17 protein-coding genes are annotated in these 17,104 nt (G+C 68.9%); 5 read left to right on the top strand and 12 right to left on the bottom strand.

The annotated features are described in order from the left end of the window. Nucleotides 1-272 precede the first annotated feature (272 nt). From F0344_RS26015 to F0344_RS26005, 3 genes are all read right to left on the bottom strand, one after another. Nucleotides 273-1,109, bottom strand: coding sequence for a DUF4397 domain-containing protein (locus F0344_RS26015; RefSeq protein WP_185301075.1), 837 nt, complete (start codon nt 1,107-1,109; stop codon nt 273-275). A gap of 192 nt (nt 1,110-1,301) precedes the next feature. Beyond that, the gene (locus F0344_RS26010; RefSeq protein WP_185301074.1) at nt 1,302-1,562 is read right to left on the bottom strand and encodes a hypothetical protein; all 261 of its coding nucleotides are present in this window, start codon (nt 1,560-1,562) and stop codon (nt 1,302-1,304) included. 468 nt (nt 1,563-2,030) lie between these two features. Then, the gene (locus tag F0344_RS26005) at nt 2,031-2,375 is read right to left on the bottom strand and encodes a helix-turn-helix transcriptional regulator (protein ID WP_185301073.1); all 345 of its coding nucleotides are present in this window, start codon (nt 2,373-2,375) and stop codon (nt 2,031-2,033) included. 146 nt (nt 2,376-2,521) lie between these two features. Between F0344_RS26005 and F0344_RS26000 the strand changes: the two genes are divergently transcribed. Together F0344_RS26000 and F0344_RS25995 are read left to right on the top strand one after the other, a co-directional pair. After that, nucleotides 2,522-3,031, top strand: a complete 510-nt coding sequence (locus tag F0344_RS26000; protein ID WP_185301072.1) for a universal stress protein — start codon at nt 2,522-2,524, stop codon at nt 3,029-3,031. Between the two features lie 52 nt (nt 3,032-3,083). Then, nucleotides 3,084-4,148, top strand: coding sequence for a TerC family protein (locus F0344_RS25995; RefSeq protein WP_185301071.1), 1,065 nt, complete (start codon nt 3,084-3,086; stop codon nt 4,146-4,148). A 130-nt stretch (nt 4,149-4,278) separates the two neighbouring features. On the opposite strand, the gene F0344_RS25990 is transcribed toward F0344_RS25995, so the two are convergent. From F0344_RS25990 to F0344_RS25975, 4 genes are all read right to left on the bottom strand, one after another. Then, nucleotides 4,279-4,686, bottom strand: coding sequence for a PIN domain nuclease (locus F0344_RS25990; RefSeq protein WP_185301070.1), 408 nt, complete (start codon nt 4,684-4,686; stop codon nt 4,279-4,281). Then, on the bottom strand, nt 4,683-4,916 hold the full coding sequence (locus tag F0344_RS25985; protein WP_185301024.1) for a type II toxin-antitoxin system VapB family antitoxin: 234 nt from the start codon (nt 4,914-4,916) through the stop codon (nt 4,683-4,685). The genes F0344_RS25990 and F0344_RS25985 overlap by 4 nt, the downstream gene beginning before the upstream one ends. 552 nt (nt 4,917-5,468) lie before the next feature. Beyond that, nucleotides 5,469-5,954, bottom strand: a complete 486-nt coding sequence (locus tag F0344_RS25980) for an LIC_13387 family protein (RefSeq protein WP_185301069.1) — start codon at nt 5,952-5,954, stop codon at nt 5,469-5,471. Further along, nucleotides 5,951-7,183: an FAD-dependent monooxygenase gene (locus tag F0344_RS25975; RefSeq protein ID WP_185301068.1), complete on the bottom strand. Its 1,233-nt coding sequence runs from the start codon at nt 7,181-7,183 to the stop codon at nt 5,951-5,953. Before F0344_RS25975 ends, F0344_RS25980 begins: the two co-directional genes overlap by 4 nt. An 87-nt stretch (nt 7,184-7,270) precedes the next feature. Here F0344_RS25975 and F0344_RS25970 point away from each other — a divergent pair, with 87 nt between their 5' ends. Further along, nucleotides 7,271-7,855 carry a TetR/AcrR family transcriptional regulator gene (locus F0344_RS25970; RefSeq protein WP_258050119.1) on the top strand — a complete coding sequence of 195 codons (585 nt, stop codon included), beginning with the start codon at nt 7,271-7,273 and terminating at the stop codon, nt 7,853-7,855. Nucleotides 7,856-8,177: 322 nt separating this feature from the next. On the opposite strand, the gene F0344_RS25965 is transcribed toward F0344_RS25970, so the two are convergent. The 5 genes from F0344_RS25965 to F0344_RS25945 are packed head-to-tail and all read right to left on the bottom strand — an operon-like array spanning nt 8,178 to nt 13,850. Then, on the bottom strand, nt 8,178-9,698 hold the full coding sequence (locus tag F0344_RS25965; RefSeq protein ID WP_185301066.1) for an AMP-binding protein: 1,521 nt from the start codon (nt 9,696-9,698) through the stop codon (nt 8,178-8,180). Next, complete coding sequence (locus F0344_RS25960) at nt 9,695-9,991, bottom strand: acyl carrier protein (RefSeq protein ID WP_185301065.1); 297 nt, start codon at nt 9,989-9,991, stop codon at nt 9,695-9,697. The genes F0344_RS25965 and F0344_RS25960 overlap by 4 nt, the downstream gene beginning before the upstream one ends. A 60-nt stretch (nt 9,992-10,051) precedes the next feature. Continuing rightward, nucleotides 10,052-11,080, bottom strand: a complete 1,029-nt coding sequence (locus F0344_RS25955; RefSeq protein WP_258050118.1) for a 3-oxoacyl-ACP synthase III family protein — start codon at nt 11,078-11,080, stop codon at nt 10,052-10,054. Nucleotides 11,081-11,090: 10 nt separating this feature from the next. Further along, nucleotides 11,091-12,419 carry an amidase gene (locus tag F0344_RS25950; protein ID WP_185301064.1) on the bottom strand — a complete coding sequence of 443 codons (1,329 nt, stop codon included), beginning with the start codon at nt 12,417-12,419 and terminating at the stop codon, nt 11,091-11,093. A gap of 39 nt (nt 12,420-12,458) precedes the next feature. Next, nucleotides 12,459-13,850: an MFS transporter gene (locus F0344_RS25945; RefSeq protein ID WP_185301063.1), complete on the bottom strand. Its 1,392-nt coding sequence runs from the start codon at nt 13,848-13,850 to the stop codon at nt 12,459-12,461. Between the two features lie 288 nt (nt 13,851-14,138). Here F0344_RS25945 and F0344_RS25940 point away from each other — a divergent pair, with 288 nt between their 5' ends. After that, nucleotides 14,139-14,864: a 4'-phosphopantetheinyl transferase family protein gene (locus tag F0344_RS25940; protein WP_185301062.1), complete on the top strand. Its 726-nt coding sequence runs from the start codon at nt 14,139-14,141 to the stop codon at nt 14,862-14,864. Nucleotides 14,865-15,683: 819 nt separating this feature from the next. After that, nucleotides 15,684-17,081, top strand: coding sequence for an ATP-binding protein (locus F0344_RS25935; protein WP_185301061.1), 1,398 nt, complete (start codon nt 15,684-15,686; stop codon nt 17,079-17,081). The last annotated feature ends 23 nt before the right edge of the window (nt 17,082-17,104 follow it).

Below are 17,104 nucleotides of genomic sequence, written 5' to 3'. Positions count from 1 at the left end.
CTTGGGCGCTGGTGGTGCTGTTCTGGTCGGTGGCTCCTACAGAGGGAACGGGCTTCTGCCCAGGCGGAGTTGCCGCCTGGGCAGAAGAACTCGAAGCTGTCCCCGTACTGCGGCCGGTTTCGGGCACTTGCCCGAAACCGTTCGGCGGTCCCGGATCACCGGAGGGGAACAAGAGCACGGCGGTGACTGCGGCCGCGGCCGAGCCGGCGGCGACAGCAGACCAGGCCGAGCCTGCCGCTACCGTGCGCCACTTCGCACGCTGTTGTGGACGGTCAGGCATCCTGCCGTGCCCGGGACCTCATGGCGAGTGACCCGGCCAGGGCGAGCGCCCCTGCGCCTGCTGCCCAGGCCATCCAGGCGTTGGAGGAGTTGCCCGAGACCATCGCACCGTCTCCGCCCGCGTCGACTCCACTGGGCGACGAGTGCATGCCACCGACCGTCTGGACCTTCAGAGCCAGGTTCTTCTCGTCGGCGCTGCCCCAGGCGTAGACGACGTTGTTCGCGCCTTCCTTGAGGTTCAGATCAGCGGGGCCGATGGCGACGGTGTCGGTACCGGCAAGGACCACGTCGGCGGAGACTGTGCCTGCGTCGACTTCGGCGGTGTCCTCCTTCGGGTTCTCCAGTCCCTTGAACACCGCCGTGCCGTTGGCGCGGACGTCCACGGCTGGGGCGGCCGCCACGTGCCGCACCGTCAGGCGCGACTTGCCCGCCGCGACAGCGGAGGTGTCGTTGACGAAGGCGTTGAGCTGAGGCTTGCCGTCGGCCGAAAGGTGGGCCACCACCGTGGCGTTGGCTCCGGCGGGTACCTCGACCGTCTTCTGGATCGCGGGGTCAGCCGTCTTGGGGTCGGCGCCGGCCTTGAAGACCTTCAGGTCGTAAGTGCCCGCCGGCACCTCTTGCGGGTCGGCGAGAGTGCCGGGCTTGAAGTCCGGCAGCAGTTCGTCGCCGTTCGCGTAGACGTCTACCGTCAGACCGGGAACTGCGTGGAAGACGGAGACCGTCGCCGTGTCCTCGGTTTGTGCCGCGCCGACAGGAACTGCGGAACCAAGGCTCAGAGCCCCGGCTCCGAGACAGGCGGCGATCATGACGCTCGTACGGGATTTCCTCATTTTGCGCTCCCTTCACACAGGCCTGCTCGCTGCAGGCCCTATCGGTGGATCTCAGATACCGCGTCTGCCGGGATCTGTGTTGTCGACTTCGAGAAGCCGTCAGCACCGGCCGTGTGCGTGCCCGGGTTCTCATGCTCGTCGGCCCACGCCTTGTGGGACGCCGGACCAGGCACGTACCGAAGCCCGACAGGGTCAGACGCTCGTGTTCTCGCCGACCTTCGTGGGGGTGAAGATCTCGTCGCGCTCGTGGTTGGCCAGGGCCAGTCCCAGGGCGAAGAAGGTCGGGGCCCATTCCCCGACGAAGATGCCCCACCGGTCAGCCCGCTCGACCCCACGGGCCTCCGCCTTCATCGACACCACCCAGGACGCGACCGAGAGACCGATCGAGGCGAAGCCGGCGGTGTAGGCATGTTCGCTGGTCATTCCGATGTCGTGCAGTTTTCTGACAAGCATGCGCGCGCTCCTCACGTGTAGGACGGCGGACGAGGGGTGCGGGTACCGGAATCCTCAGCCGCAAGCCTCTCCTGGGGCGTGTCGGCGGGCGAACCCACCATGCAAGCGCACCACACCCGGCGCCGTCCCGCCACTTCGCTCCGCAGGCGGCGGCGCCGGTGGTTCAGCAGTCGAAGCTCGCTTCTGCGGAAGAGGGACACGCCGAGTTCCGGACAGGACTCGCTGGACGGTGCGAGGCACGACCGGCTCCAAGAAGGGTGGACGTCCGCGAGGGGCCAGGCGGATGCGGGTTGCCGCACTCGAGTGACGAAGTCGACCGCTATCCACCCGAGTTGGCCGACCACTGGGGCTCGGATGGTCACCACCTGGCGGTCCCGTGACGGCTGCCACCGGGAGCGAGTCCACCGCGGCGCGCGCTCCCGCAGCCGAGGGGCACCCGCCTGAAGTTCGGCCCACCCGACCGCCGCTTCAGGCGTGTTCTGCCGACGGCCCGGCCGACTCGGAGGCGGGTGCGTCCTCTCGGTGGAGAAAGGCCCCGAGGAGGTCGCCGACGGGGTGGCCGGACTCCGAAGGATGACGCAGAGCGACAGTCGGGTCGATGGTGTAGCGGTTACGGCGGCCGACGCGGATCCGGGTCAGATAGCCGGAGGCTTCCAGGTCGGCGACAATGAGCTGCACCGCCCGTTCGGTGATGCCGATTCCGGTGGCGACGTCGCGCAACCGGACCTCCGGGTCCCGGGCGATCCTCAGCAGCACCCGTGCGTGGTTGGTGATGAACGTCCATTGGGCGCCGCGTGACTGTGCGCTACTCATGCTCTCCATCATACGAAACCCGCTTCGCACATCCGACTGCTCATGCGAAGCCTTATTAGCGAAAATCTTTTCGCGTAACTGTTGACGTACATCCGGTTGTGGAGTGACGCTTGAGGGGATTCGTCCACATAAAGGAAGGCAGCGTCATGACCCCACTGCTCTCCCGCCCCCGCCGAGACCACACCCCCTGGCTTGCGCGGGCCGGGCTGGTCCAGCCGGTGGCGGCCGTGCTGACCGACCGCATCGACGATCTGGCGGTGGCCGAGGCAGCCGCACGGATGGCGCTCGCCCGCCGTGTTCCGGTACTGCTGATCGCCGTGCTACCCCCGGACATCCACCGGCAGGGTGACGGCCCCCTCTCCGCGCCGCTGCGGGCGGTCCTGGCCCGTGTCATGCCCAAGATCGGCCCGATCACCACGGGCTACATCCCCGAGGTCTTCCACCTGCCTGCGGGCCGAGGTTCGCGGCTGGCTGCGGCAAGGGAACTGCTGGCCATGGCCGCCCGACATCGGGCCCCGGACGTGGTGGCCGCCCGGAGCGGACCGGAAGGACTGGACGCGTTCACCCTGATCGAGGCTGCGGCCCTGCGCGGCGGCCAGTTCGTCCACACGATCGCCCCGGCCGCGTGGACGCCCCTGCGATCGCCCTCGCCGTGACCTCGGCTCCTGCTCGTGACCCGCTTCTCTCCCGGAGAGGAAACGTTCTGCGATGAATGGCCTGTCGTTCGCCGTCCCACTGTGGGTGTGGGCCGCCGTCACTCTCGGCATCTGCGTGATGCTCGCCGTCGACCTGATCGCCCACCGCGACAACCACGTGATCGGCTTCAAGGAGGCGGCGATCTGGAGCAGCGTCTGGATCGCCGTCGGCCTCGGCTTCGGCCTCATCCTTCTGGCGTGGCAGGGCGGGGAGGTGTCCTCCACCTACTACGCCGGCTACCTGATCGAGAAGGCCCTGTCCATCGACAACGTCTTCGTCTTCGCGCTGGTGTTCTCCTTCTTCGCCGTCCCCGACGCCTACCAGCACAAGGTCCTGTTCTGGGGCGTCCTCGGGGCCCTGGCCGCGCGGCTGGTGTTCATCTTCGTCGGCGCCGAACTGCTCCAGGCGTTCTTCTGGACCGCCTATCTGTTCGGCGCGTTCCTGATCTGGACCGGCTGGAAGATGGCCGTCTCAAAGGACGAGGAGGTACACCCCGACCGCAACCCCATCGTCCGACTGATCAAAAAACTCATCCCCACCGACCCCAAGTTCCACGGTGACAAGTTCTTCATCCACGTCAACGGCAAGCGCGTGGCCACGCTGCTGTTCGTGGTCCTCGTCGGGGTCGAGGCAACCGACCTGATCTTCGCGATCGACTCCGTCGCCGCCGTCCTCGCGATCACCACCAACACCTTCCTGGTGTGGACCGCCAACGCCTTCGCCGTCCTGGGCCTGCGCAGCCTGTACTTCTGCCTCTCCGGCCTCCTGCGCCGCTTCGCCTACCTGCACTACGGGCTCGCGGTCCTGCTCGCCTTCGCCGGCGTCAAGCTCATCCTGTCCGAGACACCCGTCGGCAAGCTCCCCATCCCCCTCACGCTCGGCGTCATCGCCGGCACGATCACCGTCTCCATCGCCTGGTCGCTGATCGCCACCCGCAACCAGCCCACCGACAACGAGGGGCAGCCGGTCGGGACCGAGGCAGGCGGCACCAGCGGAGCCGACCGGCCTCCCGCCGGCGACGACACACACCACCAGCCCCCTGCCGGCAGCAGCGAGCAAGCAAAAGACTCGCCATGACCACGCCCGCGGGCGCCCCAGCCGGCTGCACGCAGGGCCGCCATCGGCATCAGCGTGCGAACGGTGCAACCCGCTTCCGCCCCAGCCCCACTGGCCGGACTCCCAGCGACGATCACTGGCGGTACATCGCTCAGGCGCGTACGTCCCGTTGCTGCACGTCCTTCAGGACCGCCGCCACCGTGGCGAAGTCGTTGTCCACGTGGAGCACCGTGTGGCCGTGATGGACCGCTGTCGCACATACCAAGAGGTCGATGGCTCCGGCGGCGCGGTGCTGTGCTCGCTGGGTGAGCTTGTACTGCGCTGTTTCGACCCAGCGCCATGCGCTCTTGGGAACCGGCGAGAGATGGCAGAGATCATCCAGCTCTTCGGCCAACTCGTCCCGATGGGCCGGGCTCGTAGCCGAGTAGAGGAACTCCGCCCTCGTGGGCTCGCACATATGGAACACGCCGGCAGCGATGTGCCCTTCCCACAACCGCAACGCACCCGGCGTACGGAAGAGATGCCACAGGGCGGACGTGTCGAGGAGGTACGTGATCACTCGAAGGCTGCCCGCCGAGCGCGCTTGGCAGCTGCATGCGCCGCAGCCGCGGCCTCGAACTCGCCCCGCTCGCCCCGCGCGGCCAGCTTCTCGGCAGCCTCCAGCCGCTTGATGCGCGCCACGTAGTCCCGCAGAGCCCCGTTGACCGTCTCCTTCTTCGTCGACGCGCCCATGAGCCGCATCGCCTCGGCCAGCGCCTCGTCATCGAGATCGACCTGGGTCACAGACATACCAGCCACCCCCTCACTACAAGCCCTCACTAGAAGTCCATGATGTACATAACCATGATACATGACCAACATTCGCGGTAGCAGCTCATGGCGCGACGCAGACCAGGTGCGGAGGGGGCGATGTCGTGCCGGTGTGGCGAGTTGGGTGGAGTGCGACGCCCCCCTCGACCCTCCACGGCCGTGGGACCGTTCCACGACGCTCCCACGGAGGCCGGCTCGGGCAGGTAGTGGTGCGGCGTTCGCCGCACTGTGAACTCCCCGCCGCGCGGATCCCCTGCCTCGGTGACAAGCCCGCAAGCCCGTACTTCAGCAGCGCTGGGCCGACCCTCAGAATTTCGACAGGCTTCCGTTCCCTCGGCCCCGCAACCCGCCACAGAAAGTTACGACCGGTGGAGCGCGACATGCGGTCCCCGGGTAGACCGGCCGCCCGGTCACGGAGTCGCCTGCGAGCTGAGAGCCGAGCCCCAGGTCCATTTCTGCGCAGCCAGGATCAGGAGCGCGCGCGCCGCGCGCTTGTCACCCGCTTCGGCCTCGCGGGCGTGGCGGCCTGCGTCATGCGACCTCTGCCGCGCGAGCGGAGGGAGTGGTCGCCCTGCGCAACGACAGGGCGAAAGCGCAGCTGGTGATGGTGAGGACGACGATCGGCGGAGGGGGCAGCAGGAGGACGGATACCGCCAGGACGGCCAGGGAGACCGCGAGGGCGAACCATCCGAAGGCGGTGCGGCGCTGGACGAGGTCGGGGGCGTGACGGACGGCGGCGAGAATCAGCAGGCCGCAGGTGATGCTGAAGAACGCCATGGCGATGCTCATGCCGTTGAAGACGTCGAGGACGGTGCGTTCCAGACCCAGCAGGGCGAACGTGGACTCCCGCATGGCCGTGTCGACTTCACGCCGCTCCGGTGTCTGGGTGGCCGCCGCCGCGGCGGCGGAGAGGGCGAGATGGCCGATGCCCAGGAAGACGAAGCCGTAGGCGCCGACCCTGAAGGGCCGGACGGAGTCCGCCCGGGAGAGGGGGCGGGATGTGACCGCGCTGTTCATGGTTGCTCCTTGACATTGGCATTGATGTTGACGTTGACGTTGACGGAGGCGGGGGTGGGGGCGGGGCCGGAAGGGGGATGCCAGCCGAGGACCGTGTCCAGGGCCCTCAACGTGACCACCCGCGGCGTGGCGCGTACGGCGAGGTTGCGGATGGACGCGGCAAGGGGGTGGGAGAGCCGGGCGAGTTCACCTATGCGTCGGGAGCGGCGGCTGATACGGGTGGTTCGCCGGTGTCTGGCCTTGGTGTAGGCGGCGAGCGCGGCTGGTACGTCGGTGTCGCGTGCGAGGAGGTGCGCCACGACGACCGCGTCCTCGATGGCCTGGCAGCCACCCTGGCCCATGTTGGGCGTCATCGCGTGGGCGGCGTCACCGAGCAGGGCCACCCGGCCGGCGTGGAACCGGGGCAGGGGCGAGCCCAGTTCGTGGAAGTCGTGGTGGAGTATGCCGACCGGGTCGGGGTTCCGCCGGTTCAGCCGGTCCAGCAGCTCGGGTATCGGATCGTGCCACGCGCCGAAGCGTCGGGTCAGTTCCGCGTGGTGGTCGGCCGGCTGCGCACCGGGGCCCGTGACGGTGGTGGCGTAGACGTAGATCCGGCCGTCGACGAGGGGAACGACGCCGAACCGCTCGCCTCGACCCCAGGTTTCGGTCGCCTGCTGGGGAGGCAGGCCGGCACCGGGCAACACCGCTCGCCATCCGGCCTCACCGGCGTGACACAGCCCGGAGTGCCGGGGGAAGAGCTGTCCACGCAGGACACTGCGCATGCCGTCGGCCGCCACTACGACGTCGGCACGCAGGTCGCCCGCCGACGTACGCACGACCACGGCGCCCCCGGCGTCGTCCACACCGGCCACCGATACGCCGAGGCGTACGACGCCGGGCGGCAGTGCGGCGGCGAGGGCGTCGATCAGGAAGCCGCGGTGCACGGCGCGCGTGGAGAGCCCGTAGCGGGTGGACATGGCACCGCTGTCGGATCGGCTCAGCCACGTGCCGTCGGGTGTACGCAGCCCGACCGGACCGGGCAGGGCGTCACCCGCCCAGACCTCGGGGCCCAGGCCGATCGAGTCCAGGGCGCGCAGTGCGTTGGGGGCGAGCACGATGCCGGCGCCGATACCCGTGAGGGCGGGAGCCCGTTCACACACGGTCACGCGCCATCCGCGGCGGCTCAGGGCCACCGCCGCGGCCAGGCCCCCGATGCCGCCTCCGGCCACGACGGCATGACGAACACCCATGTCGACTGCCTCCCCCACTCACCCACGCGCCACCTCTACAGCCGTAGAGGCGAATGCTCCGCACTCTACACCTGTAGAGTGCGAGGTGTGTCCCTCCCTGATCGCCGAGACCTGATCGCCGACGCTGCCATCAGCACCGTGGCCAACGCCGGGCTGCGCGGCTTGACCCATCGCGCGGTCGACGCCGCCGCGGGGCTGCCGGCCGGCAGCACGTCGTACTACTTCCGCACGCGTAGCGCTCTGATCAGCGCCTGCTACCTCCGCCTGGCCGAACTGTCGGTCGCCGACGTGGACCGGTGGGAAGCGGAGCACGGGCGCCCGGACCCGGACTCCGCCGCGGAGGCGCTGGCCGCGCTGCTGCACCACTGGCTAACGGTGGAACGAGACCGCCAGCTCGCCCGATTCGAACTCAGCCTGGAGGCGAACCGTCGCCCGGAGCTGCGTGCCGACCTGCGGACCGCCGGCCTCGCCGCACGGTCCAAGGCCGCCGCCGTGCTGGCTGCGCTCGGCGCTCCTAATCCAGCGTCGGCGGCGGACCTGCTCGTCGCCTGGACCGACGGCCTGTTGTACGACTGGCTCGCCGGCGCGACGGCCGCGACCCGCCCGGTGCCCGACGTGACCGAGCTGACCCCGGTCGTCCGGCGGATGCTTGCCGCCGCGCTCTCCACCTGACTGACGCCCGCTCCCCTACGCGCCGCAGAGCCACGACCGTATCGGCCCAGAAGACGGGCAGCAGGGAACCCGCGGTCTCCGTGGAAGCCGACACGGCGGAGACCGATCGGTGGCTCGGTCACCTCGGTGACCTGCTGTCCGGCAGACATGGCGCCCCCCGCAGTCGCGTGCGACAACTGGTCGCCGAGGCCCGGCTTCACCTCGCTGCCACCGGGCGTGCACCGGCTGAGGAGTTCGGCCCTGTGGAGAACGGCCGCGTCACGTGCCGCCGAAACCAGGAGAACTCAGCAGGTCGAGTGACCTGCGATGTCAAACGCCAAGCTCAGGGCCGCGATGTCCGGGTCAGCTCCTCTTCGGCTGCGAGAACGCAGGCCTTGATCCGGTTACGGTCGACTTTGCCGGTGGAGGTCCTGGGCAGCGGGTCTGTCACCATTTCGATCACGCTGGGGATCTCCGCGCGTACCGTGCGCTCCGAGCAATGCTGCCGCAGCGAAAGGCTGTTCACACTTCCCGCTTCGGTCAGCCGGAGGCGGGCATGCAGGCGATGACCGGCGACCGGATCGGGGAGGGCGATGACGGCGGCCTCGGCGACGGCCGGGTGCTCCAGGAGGATCTGCTCCACGCACTGGGTGCTGACCCGGAAGCCACGCACCTTCACCAGGTAGTCGGTCCGCCCGATCACGCTCAGTGCGCCGTCCTCGTGCAGGGTGACCATGTCGCCGGTGCGGTAGTAGACAAGGCCGGGTGCACCGTCCGGGTGTGGGGCGAAGGTCTTCTCGTTGGGCGCGTTCACGTATCCTGCGCTCTGGAAAGGGGTGTTGACCAAGAGCTCGCCCTGACCGGGGCCGGTCAACGCCCGGCCGTCCTGGCCGATGATCAGCCAGCGCACACCGGCCAGCGGCCGGCCGATCGGCAGCGGGGTGCGGAGGGGCCGGTCCTGGTCCACTTCGTGGAGAAAGCTGTTGTTCGTCTCGGTACAGCCGTAGTTGTTGTACCAGCGTGCCTTGGAGAAGGCAGTGGACACCCCGGTCAGCACACGGGCGGGCATGCTGTCACCGGCGAAGATGACGTGCTCGGGCGTGTCGAGAGAACCGCTTTCCGCTGTCGCCTCGGCGAGCAGTTGGAACAGCATCGGCACGCCCTGGACCACGGACACCGCGTGATCGGCGACCAGATCACGCAGATAGCCGGCCGAGGCGCCCCTGCCCGGGTCGACCAGCACGACGGTGCCGCCGTACGCCAGCGTCGTCCACACGTCCAGCATGCAGAGATCGAAGTTGAGGGGCGCGTAGTTGAGGACAGTGACGCCGGTCGTGATCCCGAAGGTCTCGGCCGCCCACTCGGTGAAACGGCCGACTGCCCCGGACGACAGCGGAACGACCTTGGGCAGACCGGTCGAGCCGGACGTGGTGAGCATGAAGGTCACGGCTTCGTCGTCGACGGCCGCGGCGGGGGGGTACTCCTCGCAGCCCCTGGGAGCCCTGGCCGGATCCACCACCCGGTCGACGGGTGGAGCGTCGGCGAGGCCGAGCACTACCGCGCATCCCGCCTGCTGGTAGAGGGCTTTCAGGGGCGCTTCGGGCAGTTCGTGCGAGGGCAGCAGGAAAGCCCGGCCGGCCATCAGGCAGCCGAGCACCAGGGCCACGGCTTCCGGTGACTTGCGTACCAGCAGACCGACGGGACGGTCGGCGTCCGGCGCCGCCTCCTCGACCTGAGTGCGCGCCCTGGAGGCCATGGCGTACAGATCGCCGTAACTGACGGGCCGGTCCTCCCAGATGAGCGCGGGTGCGCCGGGGTGGGCAGCCGCGCGAGCCGTGAACGATGCTACGAGCGAGCGGGTCATGCCGCGCCACCCGCTTCCGCCCGCTCGGCCGTCTCCCGGATGGTCCGCACGGAACGGAAGTTACCGGCTGTCAGCTCAGGGCCGGTCAGGGTGATGCCGTGCTGCTTCCCCAGCCAGCTCGCGATGTGCAGCACCCCGAGGCTATCAATCACTCCGGTCGCCAACAGGTCGTAATCCTGGTCGAGTTCGGTCCGCTCGACACCGGGAAGAAAGCGCTCGACTACGAACTGGGCGATCTCATCCTCGGAGATCCTGAACAGTGACTTCGGTTCGATCCCGGATTCGGTGGTCATTCTTGTTTCCCATCCTGGGGCCATGACATGGGGAGCATCGCCTTGTTTCAATGTTCGGTCTCACACCTCGACGAGCGTGCAGAACCAGTGCATGCCGGGGGAGGCGACACCCGCGAGGGCAACGAGGTCCCCCGGGACCAGCTCTCCGGCCTCTGCGTGCAGGTGGAGGGACACCAGCTGATCGGCAGCGCCCATGTGCCCGAGTCGGCGGGCGAGTTCGGCGTTGGTGCGGGCGACGTGGATGCCGATCGCGTCGGCGACGCCGTGGATCGCCCGTTGGCTGTCGTTGAAGTAGATGAGCCGGGCCAGTTCGCTCCGGTCCCGGCCGGCCCGCGCCAGCGCCTGATCGACCACGTCGGCGAACCGCCCGACGACCTCCCCGATGAACCGCCCGAAGCGCTCGGGGTCCGCGCCGAAGTGTTCGTAGACCGCGATCATCGGGTCCAAGTCCCGATGAGTCCGGCCCGGGGGCGGTACGGGGTGGGCGGAACCGCCGACCTCGATACGGAACAGATCCGCGAACTCGGGATTGGTGAAGCTCGCGGAGGAGAGCCGACGGAAGCGTGGATGCCCACGCCGCAGGACAGCGGCGGCGGCCCCGTCACTGGCGATGGTGCCGTTGAAGTCCATCCGGTTGGTGTGCGTCTCGCTGACCACGTTGACCATGGCCACCAGTACGGTGCCCGTGTCGGGCGAGAGCGCCATCGCACCCGCCGCGTGGTCGAGGGCCAGCGACCACGCGGCACAGGACTGGGTGAACAGCACGGTGGGGGTGCCATGGGCGCCGAGCGCCCTGGCCACCGCCGCCGAGGGGTCCCATCCCAGGTACTGAGGGATGTCGGAGTGGCCGAGGACGATCAGGTCCACGTCCTCGATGCCGAGGCCGGCGTTCTCCAGGGCGGCGCGGGACGCCTCGGCCGCCAGGTCGACCGCGGTCACACCGTCGGCCACCCGGTGATAGCTCTCGTAGCCCAGTTTGGTGACAGCCTCGGGATCGGGAAGGTACTCGCCCGCGGTCTCGGCCACATCGCGTCGAGTGCCGAACGCGGTACCGGTCGCAACGATACCCATCTCCACCGAAGTCTCCACTCGTCGTCCTTCAGGTCTCACAGGTATCGGTTCCCCGCGCGGTGAGTACTGTTTCGAGGTCGAGGGCCCAGTGCAGCAGGCGCTCGTCATCGCCGTCACGGCCGACGCACTGGAAGCCGAGCGGCAGGGCGCCCTCGGGCCGGGCGGTGGGGATGGTGAGGCACGGGAGGCCCACGCCGCTCCACGGCAGGGACATCACCGAGTCTCCGGCGCTCTCCAGGCCGAGCGGAGCCGGTCCGGTGGCGGCGGGGGTGATCCACAGGTCGACGCCGTGCTCGGCCGTGGACGCGGCCAGCCGGTCACGGAACGCTTCGCGTCGCGCCAGTGAGTCCGCGTGGTCGGACGCCTGGGCGCCCTGGCCCTGGCGGATGGCCTCGGCGGTGCGCTCGTCGTAAAGCTCCTCGTAGCGCGCGAACCAGTCGGCGTGGGCCTGGGACAGCTCGTAGAGGTTGATCACGAAGAAGTCGAAGACCTCTTCCTCGAAGTTCTCGAACATGGGGACGCTCACCACGTCGTAGCCCGCCGTGCGCAGCGCGGCCACCTGCTCGTCGAAAGCACTACGGGCCTCCGGCTCGGCGAAGCCCATGTACGGACCCTCCGGGATGCCGAGCACCGGCCGGCCGGGAACCGCCCGGTCGGGCCGCCAGTCGTCGCACAGACAGCTCGCTGCCAGCGCGACGTCGGCGACCTGGGCGGTGATGATGCCGACGGTGTCGAAGGTCGGGGCGACGGGGAGGACACCGTCCAGCGGAATGCGTCCGTGGCTGGGCTTGAAGCCGACCACTCCGCAGTACGCGGCGGGGCGGATGAGCGACCCGATGGTCTGGGTGCCGATGGCGAGCGGCACCAGACCCGCGGCGACGGCCGCGGCGGAGCCGCTGCTCGTTCCGCCCGGAGTGTGCTCCAGCCGGTGCGGATTACGGGTGGGCCCCGGCGCCGTGACGGCGAACTCGCCCGTCACCGTCTTCCCCGCGATCAGTGCCCCGGCCTTGAGCAGCCGGTCCACGACCGTGGCCTGTGCTCCTGCCAGGACCTCGGGCGGCAGCGCCGAACCCGCCCCGGTGGGCAGCCCCTCGACGTGGATGATGTCCTTGATCCCGACCGGAACGCCGTACAGCGGAGGCCGGTCTCCCGGCTCCGTCCCGCACTGGGCGGCTTCCTGGGCCGCGTGGGCCAACCGGTCCGTCCGGCCGGGCTCCGCCACGAAGGACTGGACGGTGCCATCCACTTCGGTGATGCGCTCGACAGTCCTGGCCGCGTACTTCTGCGGCTCGACGGCACCTGTCCGCAGGCTTTCGGCGGCGTCTGTCAGTGATATGGGCTGAACAAGATGTTCCATGATTTCCTTCGTATGTTCCGGTCGGTGGGCCGAGGCCCGTCATCGCTGCTGTGTGTCTCCAAGCGTCTCGCTCCCGGTCGCCGGGGTGAGGATGTCGTCCTGCGGAGGGGCCGCCGGCCCACTCTGCTCGCCGGTGGGCACGGCCCCTGGCGGGGGAAGTTCCTCCACGTCGGCCAGCGGGATGTCGAGCACCTTCAAATACCGCCGCGCCGCGTGCAGGGTGATCGCCAGCAGGGCCATGGCTGCCGCCAGCACCAGGATGGCCCGCTCCACGCCGGCCGCGTCGGCGAGGATGCCCGCTCCCAACGGGCCGATCCACTGGACCGCTTGGATGAAGAAGCGGCTGGTCGCCGCGACCCTGCCCTGGTACTGGTCCGGGACCAGCCGGACCTCGTACGACTCGATCACGACGTTCATCGGCACCATGCTGACCATGCCGACCATCACGACCAGGCCGATCTGCCACGGCTGGGAGACCGACACCACCACGGCGAACGAGGCCATGAAGACCCACGCGGAGATGATCAGGACCCGCCGTGCGCCCAGCTTGCCCATCAGCAGCGGGCCGAGGACCGCTCCGATGACACCACCGGTGACCGCGAGCGAGGTGGCGAGACCGACCGCCGTGGGCCCGCCTCCCCGGTGCTGTACCAGCACCACGAAAAGCAGGATGAAACCCTCGGCGACGGCGTTGAGTACGGCGCCCCAGATGAGCGTGAACACCAGGTAGTCGCTGCGCCTGATCATGCGCAGGCCGTCGCCCACGTCCTTGGCCAGGCTGGCCCGCGGCCCGTCGTCGGGGTGCCGGTCCGGGCCGAGGGGCCGGCGGATCAGCAGGGAGCCCAGGGTGACGAAGAGGAAGGAGACCGCGTCGAAGAGGAACGGGATCCAGCGGCCCATCGAGTACAGCAGGCCACCGAGCGGAGCGCCGATCAACTGGGCGACCATGTCGCGGCCCATCCCTTGGGCCGTCGCGGTCGCGACCTGCTCCTTGGGTACGATCCTGCGGAGAACCGGCATCGAGACACCGACCCGCAGTCCGGCCGCCAGACCACTGAGCAGGGCCATCGCGCCGATCGGGGTGATCGAGGGGTCGCCCCTGTGTACCAGCAGGGCGACGACGCCCATCGACACTGCCTGGACCAGCGGTACGAGACACAGGATGGCGCGGCGGGACACCCGGTCCGCCAGCGCCCCGCCCACCGCGAGGGTGGCCAGCCTGCCGACCATGTGCAGGACGGTGATGACGCCGGCCTGGGCGGCGGATCCGGTCAGGTGGAGGACAAGCAGGGGGAAGGCGAGCGTCGACACGCTGGTGCCCAGCGTCGACAGGCCGTTCCCCGACCACCAGTACATGTAGTCGCGATCCCGCCACAGCGACGGGGGGCTGACCGAAACCGGCTCGGTCTCTTCGGGACGCGCCTGCGCCATGGCTAGTCGTCCTCTGTCCTTTGTCTCCGCGCTTGTCCGGGCGTGTGCCGCCGACCTCCGATGCATGCTGGTCGATAGGGAACGGGCCGGGCCAGGCAGCGCACCGGCAACTCACGGGGCGGGAATTGCCGCTCGATCGACCGGACTACGGTCGTACACCTCGATGGTCCCGGCGCGGATCCGGCCCGCCGCGTCGTCGGATCAGCCCCCGGGGGCCGGCCCGGCGCACCGCAGCCGGAAGAATCGCGACACCCACGTAACCCGTTGTTCACCAGGAGGAGGCGAGGCGTGATCGCTGAGGTGGTGCCCGCCGGGGTGCGGGCGCGGGAGGCATTCGACGACGACGGCCCGGACTCCTCCATCACCCTCTTCGCCACCGAACAGGCGGTGGTGGAAGGGGTGCTCGACGAGCGGCGCAAGGAGTTCACCACGGTGCGCGGGTGCGCCCGTGCGGCACTGGCCGCCCTCGGGGTGGCTCCGGCGCCCTTGGTGCCCGGCCCCCTGGGCGCACCCGGCTGGCCTGCGGGGGTCGTGGGGAGCATGACCCATTGCCGAAACTACCGCGCGGCCGCTGTCGCGCCGACCAAGGACTTCGCCGCTCTGGGCATCGACGCGGAGCCGCGGGAGCCCCTCCCCCGCTTCATGGCGGAGCGGATCGTCACGGACGTCGAGGCGGGCTGGCTCCGGCAGGACTTTCCCTCGGCTGCCGGTCTGCCACTGGACCGTCTGCTCTTCTGCGCCAAGGAGGCTTCCTACAAGGCGTTCTCGCCCTGGACGGGAACCCGTTTCGGCTTTCGGGACTTCACCGTTCGGCTGCGGCCCGACGGCACGTTCCGCACCACTCCCCCGACGCCCGGAACGCCCTTTTCATCCCCCTACCCAGCTGGGCTCACAGGGCGCTGGGCGGCGCGTTCCAGCCTGCTCCTGTCCGTAGTGGCATTTTCAGCCAGCTACGCACCCAATGGCTACCTGGACGGTTTGGCGCCGAAAGCAGGGAAAAATTGGGATAATTAGAAACAATCGACCCGGTAAAACACTCGAGCTTCATCATCCGACAATGTTATTTTAAGCCAATCTTGCCTGTCTGAGAGCAAATCGATGCGGTACTTTCAGGCCGTCATGAGCGTTCGTCGACTTGACCGATGCCCTTCCGGGACCGGCAGCGCCGATCGGCTCGGGACAGTACGGCGTTTCCTGTCCGGGCACCCGGAAGGACGGCATGACGGGGATCGATCCGCCGGGAGAAGGGATGTCTCGTCGAATCCCATCCGACGCCCGAAACCGTCGACCACCTCCCGGGCTTCGTGGGATCACGTCCCACCCCACAGCCCAGGTATTGGCCGTGCACCAGACACGAAAGGCGACCGATCAGTGCAGGACACCTTGAACGCTGGTTTCCCGCCTCTTCGAAGAGGGCTGCGCATGCGACACGGGCAAGCAGGTCCATGCCGCGCCCCTACCTCCACACACACTCGCTCCGCAAGGAACGAATAGGTACGTGCTGATGAATTCAGCACGTACGCCGACGACCCTCGGCCCTGCTGGCGAGTCAAAGCTGATCAAAGCCGGAGCGGTCGGAGCCATGCTGCTCAGCCGAATTTTCTGCCGCCTTCACATCTCCCACGCGGATGAAGTTTTCGAGTAGGGTCCTCCATAATTACACGGAGAGGCTTCACTGAGCCGCTCGTCAGCGCACACGCGAATCTCCTGGCGCCACAAGCGCCACCGCTCACCTGTCGGTACCACCGCTCTCATAAGGAATGCGGCGACCGGGTTTTCGCATCGCGCGGATTCGCCCGACTGGCACTGTTAATCATTCACGGGGGGCTTTACATGCCGATTCTGAAAGAACTCTACTCTTTCGACAGAACAGACATTCACCAACTCCGCGACTTCCTTCTCAATCAACGCAGACTATCCGGCTGGACGCAGGAGGAGCTCTCCGACCGCTCCGGCGTCAGTGTCCGGACCATCCGCAATCTGGAAACCGGCTCCAACACCAATCCACGTCGGACCTCCGTAAACCTGCTACTCACCGCGCTCGGCGCAACCGCCACCGCGTTCTCCGAGCCGGCGCCCTGGGACAGCGGGCGCCGGCCAGCGCTCGGGCAGCCCCCAGACCCCCACTCCGACACGACAGCGCTCCCGCCGTGGCAGGGCCCCCGGCCCTTGGGCGACGCGTTGGTGGGCCGCCAGGCCGACATGGGGCACGTCCTCTCCGCCGCGCAGCGCAGTCGGCTGATCGTTCTCACCGGACCCGGTGGCGTGGGCAAGACCCGCATCGCCCTGGCCGCGGCATCCCGGCTGCGCCCGCTGTTCCAGGGCGGAGTGGCCGTCGCCGAACTGCACGACATCCCGCCCCAGCATCTGGAACCCGCCGCTTCAGCAGCTGAGTTGACGCGTGTAGTGCGGCGTCTGACCAGTGACGAAGGCGGTGCGCGTGCCGGTGCTGGGCTCGGACGGCGGCTCCTGGTCCTGGACAGTGCCGAGCATGTCTCGCAGCAGACGGCACGGGTCGCGCGGCAGCTCCTCGACGAGCATCCCGGACTTCAGATCATGGTGACCTCGCGCCGCGCCCTGGCCGTCGGCGCGGCCGAGACCTGGGAGGTCGAGCCGCTTTCGTGCGATCAGCGGGACAGCTCGGACACCGAGCTCCCGAGCGCGGTGGAGCTGTTCCTGCGCCGGGTACGGGCCAGTCTGCCGACGCTCGACCTCGGCAACCGTCTGCCGCTGGTGCAGCAGCTCTGCCGACTCCTCGACGGCATGCCACTCGCGATAGAAGTGGCCGCGCGAGGACTCAGATCACTCCCTCTCACCACCCTCCTGCACGACGCGACGCTCTTCCATCTGCTCGCACACGTCGACGCCGGTGACCTGTCGCGGCACCGCACGCTGTCGGACAGCGTGCGGTGGAGCTACGACCTGTTGCCTACGCCTCACCGCGAGCTGCTCCGTGAACTGTCCTCACTGCCCCGCACGTTCTCCCTGGACGCGATCCCGGCCCAGTCGGGCGGCGGACACGGAAGCACACGCGTCGCTCATCTCCTGGCCGAACTCGCGGACGTCTCACTGGTCCAGATCCATCGGGGGCAGCAGTACAGATATGGGGTCCACGCACTCGTGCGGCACTGGGTCACACAGGAGGAGCGCTCGACGGGCCTCGGACGGTCCACCGAGCAGGGCCGCGAGTGGCCCGCACTCGCGGGCAGCGCCTGGCGCCAAGCTATCTGACGTGCCGCCAGGGACGGCGGCAC

Origin of the sequence: Streptomyces finlayi (assembly GCF_014216315.1) — a bacterium.
In the GTDB taxonomy this organism is placed as follows: domain Bacteria; phylum Actinomycetota; class Actinomycetes; order Streptomycetales; family Streptomycetaceae; genus Streptomyces; species Streptomyces finlayi_A.
Note: the sequence above shows the minus strand (reverse complement) of the source record. Positions and strands in the feature narration are given on the sequence as shown.